Raw genomic sequence first — 17,322 nt, 5'->3', positions numbered from 1 at the left:
CACGTCCGGTGTACGCACCCACCATGCCGGTTTTACCCGGACATAGTTAACGACCCTTCTTCGCGCGGGACGGCGGCCCGACGCGAGGCGGACGGCATGCCCGCCGGGGCGGGATTTGCGATGCGACACGATGATGCAGCGGCGCAAACGCACATTCGATATAATTCCACAGTAATGATAAGGTTTTCGAGTCGGACACGCGCCTTTCGCCGGGCGCGGGCCGGACTGGAGGCAACGAGCGAGGGCATCGGATATGGCGGCTACAGGGGCACCGGGACATCGCATTCCCGGTACGATGACGACGGCATCTTGGGCCGTCGTTGCATCGCTGATTGCAGGGGCACTTCTATTCATCGTAATCGCGGCCAAGGCGCAGGATGCGCCGATGGCCGCCCATGCCTGGCTGTTTACCCTGGCCTTCGCGGCCGGCGCGCTGGCGATCGGCCAGCGCCATTTCAATGCCCTGGAGCGCGGCCCGGCGGCGTCCGAAGAGGTGCATTACAATGACGCGGTCGTGAAGGCGGGCGTTATTGCCACCCTGTTCTGGGGCATAGCGGGCTTCCTGGTCGGCGTCGTCATCGCCTCCCAGCTGGCATTCCCGGCGCTCAATTTCGACACGAATTTCCTCAATTTCGGCCGCCTGCGCCCGCTGCACACCTCAGCGGTGATCTTTGCCTTCGGCGGCAACGCGCTGATCGCCACCTCGTTCTATGTCGTGCAGCGCACCAGCCGCGCCCGCCTCGCCGGCGACATCGCCCCCTGGTTCGTCTTCTGGGGCTATCAGCTGTTCATCGTGGTCGCCGCGACCGGCTATCTGATGGGCGTTACCCAGTCGAAGGAATATGCCGAACCCGAATGGTATGCCGATATCTGGCTGACCATCGTCTGGGTGACCTACCTGCTGGTCTTCATGGCAACGCTGGCGCGCCGGCGCGAACCGCATATCTACGTGGCCAACTGGTTCTATCTCGCCTTCATCGTCACGATTGCGATGCTTCACATCGGCAACAATCTGGCGATTCCCGAGACCTGGACCTCCTCCAAGAGCTATGCACTCTTTCCGGGCGTGCAGGACGCACTGATCCAGTGGTGGTATGGCCATAACGCGGTGGGCTTCTTCCTGACCGCCGGCTTCCTCGGCATGATGTACTACTTCATCCCGAAGCGCGCCGAGCGGCCGGTCTATTCCTACCGCCTCTCGATCATTCATTTCTGGTCGCTGATCTTCCTCTATATCTGGGCGGGCCCGCATCATCTGCATTTCACGGCCCTGCCCGACTGGGCGCAGACGCTGGGCATGACCTTCTCGATCATGCTGTGGATGCCCTCCTGGGGCGGCATGATCAACGGATTGATGACGCTGTCGGGCGCCTGGGACAAGCTCCGGACCGACCCCGTGATCCGCATGCTGGTGGTCTCGGTCGCCTTCTACGGCATGTCGACCTTCGAAGGTCCGGTCATGTCGATCAAGGCGGTCAATTCGCTCTCGCATTACACCGACTGGACCGTCGGCCATGTGCATTCCGGCGCACTCGGCTGGGTCGGCTTCGTTTCTTTCGGCGCCATCTATTGCCTGGTGCCCTGGCTCTGGAAGCGCGAGCGGCTTTACTCGATGGCGCTGGTGAGCTGGCACTTCTGGATCGCCACGCTCGGGATCGTCCTCTACATCACTTCGATGTGGGTGTCGGGCATCCTGCAGGGCCTGATGTGGCGCGCCTATGACGCACAGGGTTTCCTCGAATATTCCTTCGTCGAAACCGTCGAGGCGATGCATCCGTTCTATGTGATCCGTGCATTGGGCGGCCTGCTCTTCCTCACCGGTGCGCTGATCATGGTCTACAATTGCTGGATGACCATCAAGGGTCGCGTTCGCGAAAGCGAGCCCCTGCAGATGCCAGTCCGCGCTGCCGCGCAGCCGGCAGAGTGAGGGGGACCCGATGAAAAAGAAGTTCACACACGCCACGATCGAAAAGAGCCCGATGCTGCTGCTGGTGCTGACGCTGATCGTCGTCGCCATCGGCGGTCTCGTCGAAATCGTGCCGACCTTCCTGATCAAGAGCACCATCGAGGACGTCAAGGGCGTTCGTCCCTACAGTCCGCTCGAGCTCGCCGGCCGCAACATCTATATCCGCGAAGGTTGCTACGCCTGCCACAGCAAGATGATCCGCTCGCTGCGCTCGGAGGTCGAACGCTACGGACACTACTCGCTGGCGGCCGAAAGCAAATACGACCATCCCTTCCAGTGGGGCTCGAAGCGGACGGGTCCGGATCTCGCCCGCGTCGGCGGCAAGTATTCGGACGAGTGGCACCGCCTGCACATGGCGGATCCGCGTTCCGTCGTGCCTGAATCGGTGATGCCCGGCTATCCCTTCCTCGAAACGACGCCGCTCAACTACCGCAACATCGGCGGTGCCTTGAAGGCCCTGTCGATCGCCGGCGTACCTTATGACGCCGAGGCCATCGAGAATGCCAAGGCCGATCTCGAGGCCCAGGCAACGCCCTTTGCTGACACGGACCAGCTGATGCAGCGCTATCCGAAAGCTCTTGCCCGCGACTTCGACGGCAACCCCGCAATGATTTCCGAACTCGATGCGCTGATCGCCTATCTGCAGATGCTGGGCACACTGGTCGATTTCAACGCCTACGAAACCACTGACTTCAAGCAATAGGCCGCCAGATGGAACCCGAAACAACCTATTCACTGGTACGAACATGGGCGGGCGCCGGCGGCCTGGTGCTGATGATGGTGCTCTTCGCCATGGTGCTGTTCTACGCATTGCGGCCCGGCAACAGGCAGACATTCGACAGGCTGGCGCGCTTACCGCTCCAGGACGGCGACGGACCCGAAGACAAGGCGGGTGACCGCATGGAGGCAAAAAATGAGCGATAGCCCGAAAAACGAAATTGACGACGTCACGGGCGTCGAAACGACCGGTCACGAGTGGGACGGCATCCGCGAGCTCGACAATCCGATGCCGAAATGGTGGCTCTACACCTTCTACGCCTGCATCATCTGGTCGTTCGCCTATTGGATCGTGATGCCGGCCTGGCCCTACCTTTCAACCGAGGGCTGGACCTACACGAAGGGCGTGATCGGCTATGACCAGCGCGAAGTCGTGGCGCGTGAGCTTGGCGCCGTCGCCGAAGGACGCGCCGACGAAATGCAGCAGATCGCCACGCTGGCGCTCGAGGACACCGCCGCCGACCCGACTCTGATGGAAGTGAGCCTTGCTGCCGGCAAGGCGGCATTCGGCGACAATTGCGCGCCGTGTCACGGCTCGGGCGCTCAGGGCTCCTGGGGCTTTCCCAACCTCAACGACGACGTCTGGCTCTGGGGCGGCACACTGGGCGACATTCACTACACGCTGACCCACGGCATCCGCTGGGAAGCCGACGACAATACGCGCCAGAATGTGATGATGGCCTATGGCCGCGATGGTGTACTGACGCGTCGGGAGATCGCCGATGTGGCGGAATTCGTTCTGGCACTGTCCGGACGCGCCGACGATGCCGAAGCAGCAACGCGCGGCGCCGAAATATTCGGTGAACAATGCGTGACCTGTCACGGGGCGGACGGTCAGGGCAACCGCGAACTCGGTGCGCCGAACCTGACCGATGCCGTCTGGCTTTACGGCGGCGAGCGCGCATCGATCATCGAGTCCGTGTCAAACGGACGCAGCGGCGTCATGCCGGCTTGGGGCGGAAGGCTGGATGCGGGCACAATCAACGCGCTGACGCTGTATGTTCATTCTCTGGGAGGCGGCGAATAGACGCCGCGCCCTGAGGGACCGTTATCGCGGCGGCGGACAGGCTGCCGGTGTCGGCAGTTGCCTTGTTCGTCCGCTGCAAGCGACGGACAGGCGGCGCCGACGCATCCGGTCCCACAAGCGCCGCGTGAGTAAAAAATGGCCGACAGCGCCACGACCACTGTTACCGATCTCGAACGCCTTGCCGCCGAAGCGGCCGACAATGTCCGTGCGGCCAATCCGCATGGCGATGACGGCGAACGGTATACGGCCGTCAACGCCGAAAAGAACCGCTCGCTTTATGCCAGCCGCGTCAAGATCTACCCGAAACTGGTCGGCGGCACGTTCCGCCGGTTGAAATGGGTCATCATGGCGCTGACGCTGACGATCTACTACGTCACGCCATGGCTGCGCTGGGACCGCGGCGCCGGCCTTCCCGACCAGGCGGTGCTGCTCGATTTTCCGTCGCGGCGGTTCTATTTTTTCTTTCTCGAAATCTGGCCGCAGGAATTCTACTACATCACCGGCCTTCTGATTCTCGCCTCGCTGACGCTGTTCCTCGTGACCAGCCTCGCCGGGCGCGTCTGGTGCGGCTACACCTGCCCGCAGACCGTCTGGACCGACCTCTTCATTCATGTCGAACGCTTCTTCGAAGGCGACCGCTCGGCGCGCATCCGCCTCGACAGATCGCCCTGGAGTGCCGGCAAGCTCGCGCGCAAGGCCGCCAAACACCTGGTCTGGATCCTGATTGCGCTGGCGACCGGCGGCGCCTGGGTTTTCTATTTTGCCGATGCGCCGACACTCGCCGTCGATCTCGCCCGGTTCGAAGCGCCGCCGATCGCCTATATCTCGATCGCCATCTTCGCCTCAACGACCTATCTGCTGGGCGGCCTCGCACGCGAACAGGTCTGCATCTACATGTGCCCCTGGCCGCGCATTCAGGGCGCGATGTTCGACGAGGAATCGCTGCTGGTTTCCTACAAGGAAGATCGCGGCGAATCGCGCGGGGCGCACAAGAAAGGTGCGAGCTGGGAAGGTCGCGGCGACTGTATCGATTGCGGCCAGTGCGTCGCCGTTTGCCCGATGGGCATCGATATTCGCGACGGCATGCAGCTCGAATGCATCCAGTGTGCACTCTGCATCGATGCCTGTGATGCCATCATGGACCGGGTCGAACGACCGCGTGGCCTGATTGCCTACGACACGCTCAGGAACCAGGAGCGCCGTCAGGCCGGGGAACCGCAGCGCCTCAACCTTCTGCGCCCGCGCACGCTCGTCTATATGGCGGCACTGGCGATTGTCGGCCTCATCATGCTGGTCGCGCTGATCAATCGCTCAACGCTCGAACTCAGCGTCCTGCACGACCGCAATCCGCTTTTCGTCACGCTCGCCGACGGCAGCATTCGCAACGGCTATGAGCTGAAAATCGTCAACAAGGAGCACGCGGAGCGCGTCTTCCGCATCGATGTCGAAGGACTCGAAGGCGCAGTTCTCTCAAGGCCCGCCCTCGCCGGCGAGGAAGGCTCGACGGTGGTGGTCGGGGTCGATACGCTGCGGATGGCCCGTTTCTTCGTCATCCTGCCGGCCGAACGGCTGGATAGACTCCGTGACGGCGAAGGCATGCTGACATTTGTGGCAACCGATCTCGCGACCGGCCAGAAGGTCGAACGGGAATCGAGCTTCAGGGGACCCGTGAAATGATGGCCGGAAAGCGCGACGATCGACACGGTGGCCGCTTCGGCGCATGGACAGGCCGGCGCGTGCTGGCGTCCTTCATCGGATTTTTCGGCATCGTCTTTGCGGTCAATGGCTACTTCATCTATGCGGCACTTTCGACATTCGACGGCGTGGAGGTCGAGGGCGCCTACCAGAAGGGCCGCGCCTACAACCACCTGCTTGAGCAGATGGACGAGCAGCGCCGCCTCGGCTGGACCGCGGCGATCGCAACCGATCCGGCACCGGCAGGCGGCACGCGGCTGACCGTTGCCTTTGCCGGAGCCGGTGGTGCGCCGCTGAGCGGCCTTGAGGTCGAGGGCCTGTTCTGGCGGCCGGTCGCAGCCGGCGAGGATCAGCGACTTCCGCTCGCGGAAACGAGCGCGGGCACTTACGAAACGGTTTTCAATCTCGCCCATGACGGCAACTGGCTGGTGCGGATCGCGGCGCAGGGACCGGCCGGCGAGACATTCGTGCAGGAACAGCGCGCCATCATTACCCGGGAAACCAACTGATGAGCCATGCCGCCGAGGCAATGCTCGATCCCACACGGCCCGATCCCGGCCTGTTTGTCCGCGACGCACCGGGCGGCCGGGCGCAGCTTGATCTGGTCGTGCAGGACATGCATTGCGCCGGTTGCCTGCGCAAGGTCGAACGGGGCCTGTATGAACTTCCCGGCGTGGAATATGCCCGTGCCAACCTCTCGACAAAGCGCGTCGCCGTGCGCTGGGATCCGCGCAAGCTGAAGGCCGGCGCGATCGTCGCACGGCTTGCCGAGGTCGGGTTCACCGCCGTTCCATTCGATTCCCGTCTCGCCTCGGCGCTGGACGAGACCGAAATGAAATCGCTGCTGCGCGCCATGGGCGTGGCCGGGTTCGCGGCCGCCAATGTGATGCTGGTGTCGGTCTCGGTCTGGTCGGGACTCGTCACCGACATGGACGAGACGACGCGCGCCTTCTTCCATTGGGTCTCCGCGCTGATCGCCCTGCCGGCGGTTGCCTATGCCGGCCAGCCCTTCTTTCGTTCGGCGCTGAAGGCACTGCGCGCCGGCACGATGAACATGGATGTGCCGATCGCGCTGGCGGTCATTCTGGCAACCTCGATGAGCCTGGTGCAGACCATCGTCAATGCGCGGCATGTCTATTTCGATGCCAGTGTGACCCTGCTCTTCTTCCTGCTGATCGGGCGCTATCTCGATATGCAGGCCCGCGCCCGCGCCTGCTCGGCCGCACAGAACCTGCTCGGTCTGCGTGCAACCGCCGCGACCGTCATCGGTCCCGACGGTGCGCAACGCTCGGTCGCGGTCGAGAGTATCGAACCCGGCATGCGGCTGGCGATTGCCGCCGGTGCGCGCATTCCCGCCGATGGCGAAATCCTGACCGGCACCAGTGACATCGATACCAGCCTCGTCACCGGCGAGAGCCTGCCCGAGGCCGTGAAGCCCGGATCGGCAGTCTATGCCGGAACACTCAATGTCGGCGCGCCACTGACAATGCGCGTCACGAAACGCGATGACGATACGCTGCTGGCCGAGATCGTGCGGCTGATGGAATCGGCCGAACAGGGCCGCGCCCGCTACGTGCGGATCGCCGACCGCGCCGCGCGCTTCTATTCGCCCGCCGTTCACATCATGGCCTTCGCCACGATGATCCTGTGGTTCTGGCTCGGTGCCCATTGGGAAACGGCGCTGACCCATGCGATCGCCGTGCTGATTATCACCTGCCCCTGTGCGCTCGGCCTTGCGGTCCCCGTGGTGCAGGTGGTGGCGACGGGCCGCCTGATCCGCCAGGGCGTCTTCGTCAAGGCGGCCGATGGCCTTGAACGGTTGGCGCAGGCCGACACCATCGTCTTCGACAAGACCGGCACGCTGACGCTCGGACGGCCACAACTTGTCAATGGCGACGATATTGCGCCGGTCGATCTGGCGCTTGCGGTCGCGCTGGCGCGATTGAGCCGCCACCCGCTGGCGCGCGCGCTGGCCGAAGCCGGCAACGGCATCGCGGCCATGGACCTGACCGACGTCAACGAAGTTCCGGGCATGGGCATGGAAGCGCAACTTGGAACCGCGGCCATCCGCCTCGGCAATGCCGATTTCGCCGGCGCGCATGCAAGCACCGCGCAGCATGCCGGACCCGAACTCTGGCTCCGGCGCGGCGCGGGAGATCCCGTTTGCTTCCGCTTCGCCGACACGCTGCGCCCCGACGCGCGGGCCACGATCGACGCGTTGAAACGAAAGGGTTTTGCGATCGAACTGCTGTCGGGAGACCGCGAACCGGCGGTCCGTGCGGCAGCGCATGCACTGGGCGTTGCCGAATGGCGCGCCGCCGCGCGGCCGGCCGAAAAAATCGCACGGCTCGAAGAACTGGCACGCGCCGGACGCAAGGTATTGATGATCGGCGACGGCCTCAACGATGCGCCGGCGCTGCGCGCGGCGCATGTTTCGATCTCGCCGGCCGACGCCGCCGATGTCAGTCAGACGGCGGCCGATTTCATTTTTCAGGGCGCGCGTCTTGCCCCCGTCATCGAGACGATCGACGTCGCGCTGAAATCGCGGCGGCTGGTGTTCGAGAATTTCGGGTTGGCGCTGGCTTACAACGCCGTCGCCGTGCCGCTGGCCGTTGCCGGCTTCGTGACGCCGCTGGTCGCTGCCATTGCGATGTCGAGTTCGTCGATCACGGTGATCGGCAATGCGATGCGGCTGAGCCGGCGCAAAGCCGCCGAGGCACGCCCATGAACATTCTTGTGTTCCTGATCCCGGCAGCGCTGCTGCTTGGACTGCTCGGCCTTGCCGCCTTTCTCTGGTCGCTCAAGAGCGGACAGTATGACGATCTCGAAGGTGCGGCCGAACGTATTCTCTTCGACGATGATGACGATCGTCCCTATCAGGACAGACCGGACGACGACCGGCCAGCCTCCTGACATCCATCAACGTTCGGTCACGAGATCCCGATAGGCGTGCCAGGTCGCGTGCCCGAGCAGCGGGAAGACGACGATCAGGCCGACAAACAGCGTGGCGATGCCAAAAGCCGTGAAGAAGGCGATGATCCAGCCCCAGATCATCATCGGCCAGAAGTTGCGCCTGACGGTTTCGATGCTGGTCAGCACCGCGGTAACTGCATCGACATCGCGCGCCATCAGCATCGGCACCGAGACGACCGAGATCGCGAAACAGACAAGCGCGAGCAGCCCGCCGACGGCCGTGCCGACGACCAGCAGGCCGAGCCCGTGCGGTGTCAGCAGCAATGCCGGCACGAATTCGGCAATCGTCGGCATGTTCTGCGACCCGAAGAACAGCGCAAACAGCAGCGAGGCAATGCGCACCCAGATCAGCATCGCGCCCATCAGCATGGCGCCGAGAAAGGCAAGCTGGGTGGGACTGCGCGTCGACACGAAGGCAACATCGGCAAGCCGCACCGGCAGACCGGCTTCGAGGCGGCGGCTGGCTTCATACATGCCGACGGCCAGCATCGGCCCGACCAGCAGGAAGCCCGCCGCCATGACCGGCACCAGCGCGCCGAGTTCGAACTGGAACAGGGCAACGACCAGCGACAGCGAGATCACGAAAAAGGCGACGCCATAGCTGAGGCTGAGCGCCGGCACACTCGACATGTCGGCCCAGCCGCGCGCAAGCCAGACCCACGGCGCATCTGCCCGGACCTTGCGCACGTCCGGAAAACGGTCCCGGCCGCCCGCTGCGCCCAGCTGTGACGATATTTCGCTCATGGCAGCCTCTCCTCCCGATCAAACCGCCCTACTCGGTTTGATGCTAGCGATGAATAACCCCGCCGTCCATGTGGCTTCCGCTTTGAGTGCCGCTCGCAAAGTCGTGAGTGTGAATTGAGAACCGGAGCGCTGCCAAAGGCGTAGACTGCTCTGGAAACCGAAGGAGACCCGACGTGAAACGCCTTGCGATCCTTTTCGGCCTCTGGGCCGCCCTGACCGCGACGGCCACCACCGCCGAAGCCCCGGGCCCTGGCGAGGCCATGGCGATTTTCGCCGGCGGCTGCTTCTGGTGCATGGAGCCACCTTACGACAAGCTCGACGGCGTGATCCGCACCACCTCGGGCTATACGGGCGGCGAAAAGCCCAACCCGACCTACAAGGACGTCTCGTCGGGCCGGAGCGGCCATGTCGAGGTCGTGGCGGTCGTCTACAATCCGGAAATCGTCAGCTACGAAAAACTGCTGCATCTCTTCTGGCGCAACATCGACCCGGTGCGCGCCAACGCACAGTTCTGCGATGCCGGCCCGCAATATCGCAGCGTGATCTATGTCGGCAACGAGGAGGAGCGCGAACGGGCCGAAGCCTCGAAGGCCGAACTCGAAGCCTCGGGCCGCCTCGGTCTGCCGATCGCGACGGAGATCACAGATGCCGCGCCGTTTTATCCGGCCGAGTCCTATCATCAGGACTATTATCTGAAGAACCCGGCACGCTATGCCTATTACCGCTGGGGCTGCGGACGCGATCAGCGGTTGAAACAGATCTGGGGCGACGAAGCGGGCGGCAGCAGGAGATGACGATGATGTCGAGACGGAATTTCCTCGGTGGCACAGCGGTCGCGGCGGCACTGGCAGCGGCAGGCTTGACCTTGCGTGGCAAGGGCGCGAGCGCGGACGATGCGGCCTCACCGGCATTCGAGATCACCAGAAGCGATGCCGAGTGGCGCTCGCAGCTGACGCCGGCGCAATATCGCGTGCTGCGCAGCCACGGCACCGAACGCCCCGGCACCAGCCCGCTCAATGGCGAGAAGCGCAGGGGCACCTATCATTGCGCCGGTTGCGACCTGCCGCTCTTCTCGTCGGAAACCAAATATGAAAGCGGCACCGGCTGGCCGAGCTTCTACGCGCCGCTCGAAAACGCCATCGCCACCTCGGAGGATCGCAGCTTTTTCACGGTGCGCACCGAAGTGCATTGCCGCCGCTGCGGCGGCCATCAGGGCCATGTCTTCGAGGACGGCCCGAAGCCGACGGGACTGCGCTACTGCATCAACGGCGTCGCGCTGAGCTTCGTGGCGGCCGAGGCCTAGCGCGCCTTCAACGCCAGCTGCACGGCGCTTTCCAGCGCCTGCAGAAAGCGCGAACGATCGGCGCGCGAAAACGCCGGACCGCCGCCTTTCGATTCACCGGTCTCGCGCAACTCGCGCATCAGATCGCGCATGGCAAGCGCCATGCCGATGCTCGACGGCGTGAAGGGATTGCCGTTGTGACCGATCGCCGCCGCGCCTTTTTCGAGCGCGCGGGCGGCAAGCGGAATGTCGCCGGTGACGACGATGTCGCCGGGGCCGGCGCGTTCGGCGATCCAGTCATCGGCGGCATCCGGACCTTCCGCCACCACGACCGGACGGACCAGCGGATGGCCGGTCGGCCGCATGCCGCTGTTGGAGACGATATGAACCGTGATCCCGTGGCGTTCGGCGACCCGCACCACCTCCTCCTTGACCGGGTAGGCATCGGCATCGACATAGATTTCTGTCATCGCGTCTCTTCGGCACATGATTTCATCGCCGCAGGATGATAGCGTCGCGCGCGTGAACACAAGTGCAAAACAGAAGACGAAGCCCGTCGCCGCCATCATCGGCGGCGGACCGGCGGGATTGGCCGCGGCTGAACGCCTCGCGGGCGTCGCGCAGGTGCATGTCTTTGACGCGATGCCGTCGCTCGGCCGCAAGTTCCTGCTGGCCGGCAAGAGCGGCCTCAACATCACGCACGCCGAAGACCTCGACCTCTTTCTCTCGCGCTTCAAGGAAGCGCGCGCGCGGCTCGAACCGTTGCTGCGCGGCTTTTTGCCGGACGAAATCAGGAGTTGGGCGGCAGCCCTCGGCGTCGAATTATTTGTCGGCAGCTCGGGCCGCGTCTTTCCGAAGGCGATGAAGGCATCGCCCTTGTTGCGCGTCTGGCTGACACGCTTGCGCGAGGCGGGCGTGATTTTTCATCCGCGCCACCGCTGGACCGGATGGGCCGACGACGGCGCGCTGACCTTCGAAACGCCTGATGGCGAGACGCATTTTCGCGCCGACGTGAGCGTGCTGGCGCTGGGCGGCGCGAGCTGGCCGCGGCTGGGCGGCGACGGCGCATGGGTGCCGCTCTTGCGCGCGAAGGGCGTGACGGTCAATCCGTTGCGGCCTTCCAATTGCGGCTTCGATGTCGCCTGGAGCCCGCATATGGCGGCGCGCTTTGCCGGCGAACCGGTGAAGTCGGTGACGCTGTCTTTCGGCGACCGATCGTTGCGCGGCGACTTTGTTGTGACACGCTACGGCATCGAAGGCAGCGCCGTCTATGCGCTGTCGGCGGACCTGCGCGACGCCAGCGACCGCGACGGCAAGGCGGTGCTGACGCTCGATCTCACACCCGACCGCGACCTCGAACGCCTGACGCGCGACCTTTCCCGCCCGCGCGGCAAGGCCTCGCTCGCCAATCATTTGCGCAAGGCCGCCGGTATCGACGGCGTCAAGGCGGCGCTGCTGCGCGAATGTCTCGATGCGACTGTGTTCGACGATCCGGCCGCGCTGGCCGAGGCGATCAAGGCGCTGCCGCTGACACTGATCCGTGCACGGCCGATAGCGGAAGCGATCAGCAGCGCCGGCGGCGTGGCGCTCGACGAACTCGATGAGAAGCTGATGCTGACGAAGATTCCGGGCGTCTTTTGCGCCGGCGAGATGCTCGACTGGGAGGCGCCGACAGGGGGATATCTGATCAGCGCCTGCCTCGCCACGGGGCGCGCGGCGGGCGCCGGCGCGGCGATTTATGACAGCGAAAACGGCTGCTGACCCCCCCTCTGTCACAAAACTGTCAAAAAACTGTCACAAATCGACTTATCCCCGGGGAAAGAGGCGACTTATCCCCGGGCAAAAGTCAGCTTTATCCCCGCCCCCGTCGCGGCATGGGAGAATGAAACCATTTTTTGTTTTGGCGCGCGCCGCCCTCAGGCGTTCTTGACCAGCATGCCGCCATCGACCGGGATGGCGACGCCGTTGAGATAGGAGGACGCCGGCAGCACGACGCTGAGCGTCACATGCGCGACTTCTTCGGGGTCGCCATAGCGGCGGAGCGGCACGCGGCGCTTGGCGAAGATTTCCTTGTGCTCGTCGGGAATACCGTCGGTGATGCCGGTGCGGATCGGACCCGGACAGATGCAGTTGCAGGTGACGCCTTCGCGGCCGAGCTCGACGGCAAGCGCGCGGGTCAGCCCGATGACGCCATGCTTGGCGGCCACATAGCTCGAATTGCCGGGCGTCGCGCCGAAACCTTCCGTGGACGCCACATTGACGATGCGGCCCTCGCCCGACCGCTTCAGCAGCGGCAGCGCGGCGCGCACGAAGCGCATATGCGCGGTCAGCATCACCTCGAGCGCGCGCGCCCAACTCTCTTCATAGCCTTCCTCGGCGATGCCGCAAAAGGTCGAGAGGCCGGCATTGTTGACGAGAATGTCGAGCCCGCCGAAATGCGCCTCGATTTCCTTGACGACGCGGATGATCCCTTCGGCGTCGGCGACATCGAGCGCCCAGCCATGGGCCTCGCCGCCTTCGGCCTTGATCTCGGCGACAACGGCGTCGACGCGCTCTTGCCTGAGATCGAGCAGCGCGACCTTGGCGCCCTCGGCGGCAAAGACATGCGCGGTGGCGCGGCCCATGCCGCTCGCCGCCCCGGTGACCAGCGCCACCTTGCCGGCGATCGAGCGGCTGAGTTTCTGGATCGGTTCCATGGATTGCGTCTCCCCGTTTTGATTTCGTTGGCGGGGAGCCTAGCAAAACCCGGCGCGCAACCCTAGCGGCGCGCAATCGCCTTGTCGGCGAAGAGTGCCGGCAACTGCAATAGAGAAGCCCCCCTTCGCTTGTGCCGCTCACTCCAGCGTGAAGGCGATCTTCAGCTTGACCTGATAGTGGCCGACCTTGCCGCCTTCGATGTGACCGCGCGTTTCGACAACTTCGAACCATCGGAGCTCGCGCAGGCTTTTCGACGCTTTTTCGACGGCGGCCGAAATCGCGCCCTCGATGCTTTTGGGCGACGAGCCGACGATTTCGACGATCTTGTAGACATGATCGGACATGGGGGTCCTCCCTTCGCGCGTTTCATGCGTGGCCTGAGGGATGTGGCGCGATGGCGCGGCGCGGCAAGGGCGCGCTGCGGCATAAAAGCCCGCCGCCGGAAAACATGGTCTTTCGCGCCGCGCTTTGGCAGACTGGCGGGGACGACAGGTTAAAGACCGCCCGGAAGAAGGAGACACCCCCCGTGAACCTTCGATCCCGAACGATCCCTCGATGGCGCCACGCGATCTACGCCATGCTGGCCGTGGCCGGCGCGGCGCTGTTCGGCGCCGCCGGCGTGGCGCAGGACGAGGCGGAGGCCCCGGCGCGCGGTGCGCCGCCGCTGGCCATGCTCTCGACAATCGAAGGCGCCATCGGCCCGGCAACGGCGCGGCAGGTGGCCGACGCCGTGGCAGCGGCCGAAGCGGCCCGTGCCGATGTGCTGATCCTGAAAATCAACACGCCGGGCGGTCTCGTCACCTCGACCCGCGACATCATTTCCTCGATCCTGGAATCCTCCGTCCCGGTGGCCGGTTACGTGGCGCCGGCCGGCGGCCACGCGGCCAGCGCCGGCACCTACATCATCTATGCGACCGCGATTGCCGCGATGGCGCCCGGCACCAATATCGGCGCGGCGACGCCGGTGACGCTGGGCGGCGGCATGCCGGGCCTGCCATCGCCCGGCGAGACGGCGCCCAAGGACGAAGACGGCAAGGCGCCGGCGCCGCCGAAATCGAACGAGGACGCGATGACCGCCAAGGCGACCAATGACGCGGTCGCGCATATCAGGAGCCTTGCCGAACTGCACGGCCGCAATGCCGACTGGGCCGAAAAGGCGGTGCGCGAAGGCGCGAGCCTGTCGGCGCGCGACGCCGTCGCCGAGGGCGTCGTCGAATTCATGGCCAGCGACATCGGCGAATTGCTGCGCCTGATGCATGGACGCGAAGTCGTGACGGCGACGGGCAAGCGCCTGCTCGACACCGAAGGCGCGGCCGTCACCGAGATCGAACCCGGCGCGATGACGAAGCTGCTGGCGATCCTCAGCAATCCGAATGTCGCCTTCATCCTGATGCTGATCGGCATTTACGGATTGATTTTCGAATTCTCGAACCCCGGTACGATCGGCCCCGGCGTCATTGGCGCGATCTGCCTGCTGCTGGGGCTTTATGCGCTGAACCAGCTGCCGCTCGACTATGCGGGGCTGGCGCTCATTCTGCTGGGTCTTGCCTTGATGATCGCCGAGGCCTTCTCGCCGAGTTTCGGCGTGCTGGGGCTCGGCGGCGTCGTCGCCTTCGTGCTCGGCGGCGCCATGCTGATCGACAGCGACCAGCCGGAGTTCCAGCTGTCCTGGGGCACGATCGGCGGCACGGCGGCGGTCAGCGTCGTCACGCTGGTGCTGATCATCGGCTATGCCTGGCGCGCGCAGCGAAAACCGGTAGCGACCGGCAGCGAGGAAATGACCGGCATGGACGTGCGCGTGCTCGACTGGGCGAACGGCGAAGGCCATGTCTGGGCGCATAGCGAAAGATGGCGCGCGCGCGGGCCGCATCAACTCGCGCCCGGCGCGACGGCGAAAGTCGAACGGCTGGACGGGTTGACGCTGATCATCAGCGACGCGCCTTCCGTGCAAGGCTGAGGGAGCGGCGCTCGGAGAGCGGCGGTCATCGACCACCCTCCCCTTGGGGGAAGGTGGACGTTCACAATCATCGGTTCGCCGTCATTCGGCCCGGTGGACCAAACAGAACGGAGAGGCCCGATGGGAAATCTTGCATTCTATGTCTTCATTGCCGTGCTGGTTGTCGGCTTTCTGAGCTCGGCGATCCGCATCCTGCGCGAATATGAGCGCGGCGTCGTCTTCACGCTGGGCCGCTTCACCCGCATTGCCGGGCCGGGCTTCATCATCATCATCCCGGTCATCCAGCAGATGGTCAGGACCGACCTGCGCACCACGGTGGAAGACGTGCCGACCCAGGACGTGATCTCACGCGACAACGTCTCGGTGCGCGTCAATGCGGTGATCTATTCCCGCATCGTCGATCCGGGCAAGGCGATCCTCAATGTCGAAAACTACGCCGAGGCGACAAGCCAGCTCGCGCAGACGACGTTGCGCTCGGTGCTCGGCAAGCACGAGCTCGACGAAATGCTGGCCGAGCGCGACAAGCTCAATGCCGACATCCAGGAAATCCTCGACAGCCAGACCGACGCCTGGGGCATCAAGGTCGCCAATGTCGAGATCAAGCATGTCGATATCGACGAGAGCATGATCCGCGCCATCGCCAAGCAGGCCGAAGCCGAACGTTTCCGTCGCGCCAAGATCATCAATGCCGAGGGCGAACAGCAGGCGGCCGAAAAGCTGGTCGAGGCCGGCCGCATCCTCGCCGGCGATCCGCGCGCGATGCAGCTGCGCTATTTCTCGGCGTTGCACGACATTGCCGGTGAGAAGACCAACACCATCGTCTTCCCGCTGCCGATGGACCTGATGGACACGATCCGCCGGCGGGATTGAGGGCGAAACACACCGGGTAGGTGGCATCTAGTCGGTTGCACCGAGAAACAGGTGCAGGGCATCGGGCGTCAGGATTTCGCGCGTCTCGCCGGCGCCGACGCGGTGCAACCAGATCGACCAGTTCTTCTTTCGTGTGTCGTCGGCGAGAAAGAGCGCGACCGCGCCATCGTCCGAAATGTCGGTCAGATAGGCATGGGTCCCAAGCTGTGTCGTCTCACGAATGACGCCTGCCTCATGGACGAAAAGGTCGGAGCCAAATCCCCGTCCCTGCTTGCCGGGCGATGACCGGGCAATGAAAGCGATGCGCTTTCCATCGGCCGAGGCGGAAAGTGAGTTGGCGTATTGTCGTTCGAGGCCGGGAACGATGCCGAGACTGCCATCAGGGCGCAGTCTGCACGCAAAATTGTGTGTATTGCGCAGGTTCATCCTACCCGCCATCTCTTCGAAGGCGCCCTTGAATGGCGCCATGCAGGTGAAGAGAACGTCGCCGCCGGCCATCAGCGTGGGCCGTCCGACGCTCTGAAACGTGGTGGTTTCGGCAGCGTTCGGCAGCAATTGCCGCTCCTGCCGCGTTTCGAGCGACAGCGAGGAAACACCGAAGAAACCTTTCGGGCGCGATCCGCCTTCCTTGTTCCATTCGGCTTTCGCCGAGACGAACAGGATCGATTTCCCATCCTGCGAGAAGTTCGGTGACAGTCGCATATTGTTGCGTCCATCTGCCGTGACGATTTGCCAGGCGCCGGTGTCGAGATCGAGCATACCGACGTGGTAGCCGAACTCCTCCGGCGTGCAGTCATAAAAGCAGTATGATGTGAAAGCGAGCTTGCGACCCGCTGGCGCGAAGACCGGCGAGCCCCACCTGAAATTCTCCGGCTGGTCGACAAGCCGGATCGAGCGGCTTGCGACATCGAAAAGCCCGAGGCGCTTGCGGTTCGCGCCGCCCCGCCGGTCGTCGAAGCCGAAGACGACCGTGCCGCCCGTGGCCGAAAGCGATGCGGAGGTGATCCGGATATCGGGCGGCGGACCGATATGGCGCGGTGGCTTGCAACTACCGAGCGTCAGCATGACGGCCGCGAGCAGGATCGCCGCACCGATCCGTGCGCTTCGCAGAACACAAAGAATATTGCGCCGTGAATGGATCGTCATATGCCCTCGACAGAGAAGACGCCGCCGCCCGCTTCGCGCGGCATACCGTAATTTCCGTACACAAACCGTATCGCCAGAACGGGGATATGCAAGAACAGAGACGGCAGTGAGTACTCGCGCGCCGGCGCTGCATGACATTGGCGGCGAGAAGACCAACACCATCGTCTTCCCGCTGCCGATGGACCTGA

18 protein-coding genes are annotated in these 17,322 nt (G+C 64.4%); 13 read left to right on the top strand and 5 right to left on the bottom strand.

Features of this window, described 5'->3' with window-relative positions; all coding sequences use genetic code 11:
- The first annotated feature begins 253 nt into the window (after positions 1 to 253).
- The 8 genes from ccoN to ccoS all read left to right on the top strand — a co-directional run bounded on the left by ccoN (position 254) and on the right by ccoS (position 8,378).
- Positions 254 to 1,927 carry a cytochrome-c oxidase, cbb3-type subunit I gene (ccoN, locus tag Q7V31_RS02750; protein ID WP_370690621.1) on the top strand — a complete coding sequence of 558 codons (1,674 nt, stop codon included), beginning with the start codon at positions 254 to 256 and terminating at the stop codon, positions 1,925 to 1,927.
- A 10-nt stretch (positions 1,928 to 1,937) separates the two neighbouring features.
- Complete coding sequence (ccoO, locus tag Q7V31_RS02745) at positions 1,938 to 2,669, top strand: cytochrome-c oxidase, cbb3-type subunit II (protein WP_304732284.1); 732 nt, start codon at positions 1,938 to 1,940, stop codon at positions 2,667 to 2,669.
- A gap of 8 nt (positions 2,670 to 2,677) precedes the next feature.
- Positions 2,678 to 2,890 carry a cbb3-type cytochrome c oxidase subunit 3 gene (locus Q7V31_RS02740; protein ID WP_304732283.1) on the top strand — a complete coding sequence of 71 codons (213 nt, stop codon included), beginning with the start codon at positions 2,678 to 2,680 and terminating at the stop codon, positions 2,888 to 2,890.
- A complete protein-coding gene (gene ccoP / locus Q7V31_RS02735) occupies positions 2,880 to 3,770 on the top strand; it encodes a cytochrome-c oxidase, cbb3-type subunit III (protein WP_304732282.1) in 891 nt (296 codons plus the stop codon). Before Q7V31_RS02740 ends, ccoP begins: the two co-directional genes overlap by 11 nt.
- Positions 3,771 to 3,905: 135 nt before the next feature.
- Entirely contained in the window at positions 3,906 to 5,447 is a 1,542-nt protein-coding gene (gene ccoG / locus Q7V31_RS02730) for a cytochrome c oxidase accessory protein CcoG (RefSeq protein ID WP_304732281.1), read from the top strand.
- Positions 5,444 to 5,974: a FixH family protein gene (locus Q7V31_RS02725; protein ID WP_304732280.1), complete on the top strand. Its 531-nt coding sequence runs from the start codon at positions 5,444 to 5,446 to the stop codon at positions 5,972 to 5,974. The genes ccoG and Q7V31_RS02725 overlap by 4 nt, the downstream gene beginning before the upstream one ends.
- Positions 5,974 to 8,193: a heavy metal translocating P-type ATPase gene (locus Q7V31_RS02720; RefSeq protein ID WP_304732279.1), complete on the top strand. Its 2,220-nt coding sequence runs from the start codon at positions 5,974 to 5,976 to the stop codon at positions 8,191 to 8,193. The genes Q7V31_RS02725 and Q7V31_RS02720 overlap by 1 nt, the downstream gene beginning before the upstream one ends.
- Complete coding sequence (gene ccoS, locus Q7V31_RS02715; protein ID WP_304732278.1) at positions 8,190 to 8,378, top strand: cbb3-type cytochrome oxidase assembly protein CcoS; 189 nt, start codon at positions 8,190 to 8,192, stop codon at positions 8,376 to 8,378. The genes Q7V31_RS02720 and ccoS overlap by 4 nt, the downstream gene beginning before the upstream one ends.
- A 6-nt stretch (positions 8,379 to 8,384) precedes the next feature.
- Here the strand turns inward: ccoS and Q7V31_RS02710 are convergent, their stop codons facing one another.
- Positions 8,385 to 9,182 (bottom strand): DUF2189 domain-containing protein, encoded by a 798-nt coding sequence (locus tag Q7V31_RS02710; protein ID WP_304732277.1) that lies wholly within the window; start codon positions 9,180 to 9,182, stop codon positions 8,385 to 8,387.
- A gap of 173 nt (positions 9,183 to 9,355) precedes the next feature.
- Between Q7V31_RS02710 and msrA the strand changes: the two genes are divergently transcribed.
- Positions 9,356 to 9,976 carry a peptide-methionine (S)-S-oxide reductase MsrA gene (msrA, locus tag Q7V31_RS02705; RefSeq protein ID WP_304732276.1) on the top strand — a complete coding sequence of 207 codons (621 nt, stop codon included), beginning with the start codon at positions 9,356 to 9,358 and terminating at the stop codon, positions 9,974 to 9,976.
- 2 nt (positions 9,977 to 9,978) lie between these two features.
- Positions 9,979 to 10,485 carry a peptide-methionine (R)-S-oxide reductase MsrB gene (gene msrB / locus Q7V31_RS02700; RefSeq protein WP_370690620.1) on the top strand — a complete coding sequence of 169 codons (507 nt, stop codon included), beginning with the start codon at positions 9,979 to 9,981 and terminating at the stop codon, positions 10,483 to 10,485.
- Here the strand turns inward: msrB and Q7V31_RS02695 are convergent.
- Positions 10,482 to 10,934, bottom strand: coding sequence for a YaiI/YqxD family protein (locus Q7V31_RS02695; RefSeq protein WP_304732274.1), 453 nt, complete (start codon positions 10,932 to 10,934; stop codon positions 10,482 to 10,484). The two genes, msrB and Q7V31_RS02695, sit on opposite strands and share 4 nt — an antisense overlap.
- 52 nt (positions 10,935 to 10,986) lie before the next feature.
- On the opposite strand from Q7V31_RS02695, the gene Q7V31_RS02690 reads away from it, so the two are divergent.
- A complete protein-coding gene (locus Q7V31_RS02690; RefSeq protein ID WP_304732273.1) occupies positions 10,987 to 12,225 on the top strand; it encodes a TIGR03862 family flavoprotein in 1,239 nt (412 codons plus the stop codon).
- A gap of 155 nt (positions 12,226 to 12,380) precedes the next feature.
- On the opposite strand, the gene Q7V31_RS02685 is transcribed toward Q7V31_RS02690, so the two are convergent.
- On the bottom strand, positions 12,381 to 13,160 hold the full coding sequence (locus tag Q7V31_RS02685) for an SDR family NAD(P)-dependent oxidoreductase (RefSeq protein ID WP_304732272.1): 780 nt from the start codon (positions 13,158 to 13,160) through the stop codon (positions 12,381 to 12,383).
- 138 nt (positions 13,161 to 13,298) lie between these two features.
- Positions 13,299 to 13,505: a dodecin gene (locus Q7V31_RS02680; RefSeq protein WP_304732271.1), complete on the bottom strand. Its 207-nt coding sequence runs from the start codon at positions 13,503 to 13,505 to the stop codon at positions 13,299 to 13,301.
- Between the two features lie 182 nt (positions 13,506 to 13,687).
- On the opposite strand from Q7V31_RS02680, the gene Q7V31_RS02675 reads away from it, so the two are divergent.
- Both Q7V31_RS02675 and Q7V31_RS02670 read left to right on the top strand, forming a co-directional pair.
- On the top strand, positions 13,688 to 15,118 hold the full coding sequence (locus Q7V31_RS02675; protein ID WP_304732270.1) for a nodulation protein NfeD: 1,431 nt from the start codon (positions 13,688 to 13,690) through the stop codon (positions 15,116 to 15,118).
- A 120-nt stretch (positions 15,119 to 15,238) separates the two neighbouring features.
- Positions 15,239 to 15,988, top strand: a complete 750-nt coding sequence (locus Q7V31_RS02670) for a slipin family protein (RefSeq protein WP_304732269.1) — start codon at positions 15,239 to 15,241, stop codon at positions 15,986 to 15,988.
- A 27-nt stretch (positions 15,989 to 16,015) separates the two neighbouring features.
- Here the strand turns inward: Q7V31_RS02670 and Q7V31_RS02665 are convergent, their stop codons facing one another.
- Positions 16,016 to 17,134: a hypothetical protein gene (locus Q7V31_RS02665; RefSeq protein WP_304732268.1), complete on the bottom strand. Its 1,119-nt coding sequence runs from the start codon at positions 17,132 to 17,134 to the stop codon at positions 16,016 to 16,018.
- Positions 17,135 to 17,322 lie beyond the last annotated feature (188 nt).

Source organism: Parvibaculum sp., assembly GCF_030651915.1.
Taxonomy (GTDB): domain Bacteria; phylum Pseudomonadota; class Alphaproteobacteria; order Parvibaculales; family Parvibaculaceae; genus Parvibaculum.
The sequence above is the reverse complement of the archived record's forward strand: the minus strand, read 5'-3'. Positions and strand labels throughout refer to the sequence as shown.

Bases quoted from the DNA above. Each gene is read 5' to 3' on its own strand.
- Q7V31_RS02725 (WP_304732280.1), top strand. From the start codon at position 5,444: ATGATGGCCGGAAAGCGCGACGATCGACACGGTGGCCGCTTCGGCGCA.
- Q7V31_RS02670 (WP_304732269.1), top strand. From the start codon at position 15,239: ATGGGAAATCTTGCATTCTATGTCTTCATTGCCGTGCTGGTTGTCGGC.
- Q7V31_RS02740 (WP_304732283.1), top strand. From the start codon at position 2,678: ATGGAACCCGAAACAACCTATTCACTGGTACGAACATGGGCGGGCGCC.
- ccoG (WP_304732281.1), top strand. From the start codon at position 3,906: ATGGCCGACAGCGCCACGACCACTGTTACCGATCTCGAACGCCTTGCC.
- Q7V31_RS02710 (WP_304732277.1), bottom strand. From the start codon at position 9,182: ATGAGCGAAATATCGTCACAGCTGGGCGCAGCGGGCGGCCGGGACCGT.
- Q7V31_RS02720 (WP_304732279.1), top strand. From the start codon at position 5,974: ATGAGCCATGCCGCCGAGGCAATGCTCGATCCCACACGGCCCGATCCC.
- Q7V31_RS02680 (WP_304732271.1), bottom strand. From the start codon at position 13,505: ATGTCCGATCATGTCTACAAGATCGTCGAAATCGTCGGCTCGTCGCCC.
- ccoS (WP_304732278.1), top strand. From the start codon at position 8,190: ATGAACATTCTTGTGTTCCTGATCCCGGCAGCGCTGCTGCTTGGACTG.
- ccoP (WP_304732282.1), top strand. From the start codon at position 2,880: ATGAGCGATAGCCCGAAAAACGAAATTGACGACGTCACGGGCGTCGAA.
- Q7V31_RS02695 (WP_304732274.1), bottom strand. From the start codon at position 10,934: ATGACAGAAATCTATGTCGATGCCGATGCCTACCCGGTCAAGGAGGAG.
- ccoN (WP_370690621.1), top strand. From the start codon at position 254: ATGGCGGCTACAGGGGCACCGGGACATCGCATTCCCGGTACGATGACG.
- ccoO (WP_304732284.1), top strand. From the start codon at position 1,938: ATGAAAAAGAAGTTCACACACGCCACGATCGAAAAGAGCCCGATGCTG.
- Q7V31_RS02665 (WP_304732268.1), bottom strand. From the start codon at position 17,134: ATGACGATCCATTCACGGCGCAATATTCTTTGTGTTCTGCGAAGCGCA.
- Q7V31_RS02685 (WP_304732272.1), bottom strand. From the start codon at position 13,160: ATGGAACCGATCCAGAAACTCAGCCGCTCGATCGCCGGCAAGGTGGCG.
- msrB (WP_370690620.1), top strand. From the start codon at position 9,979: ATGATGTCGAGACGGAATTTCCTCGGTGGCACAGCGGTCGCGGCGGCA.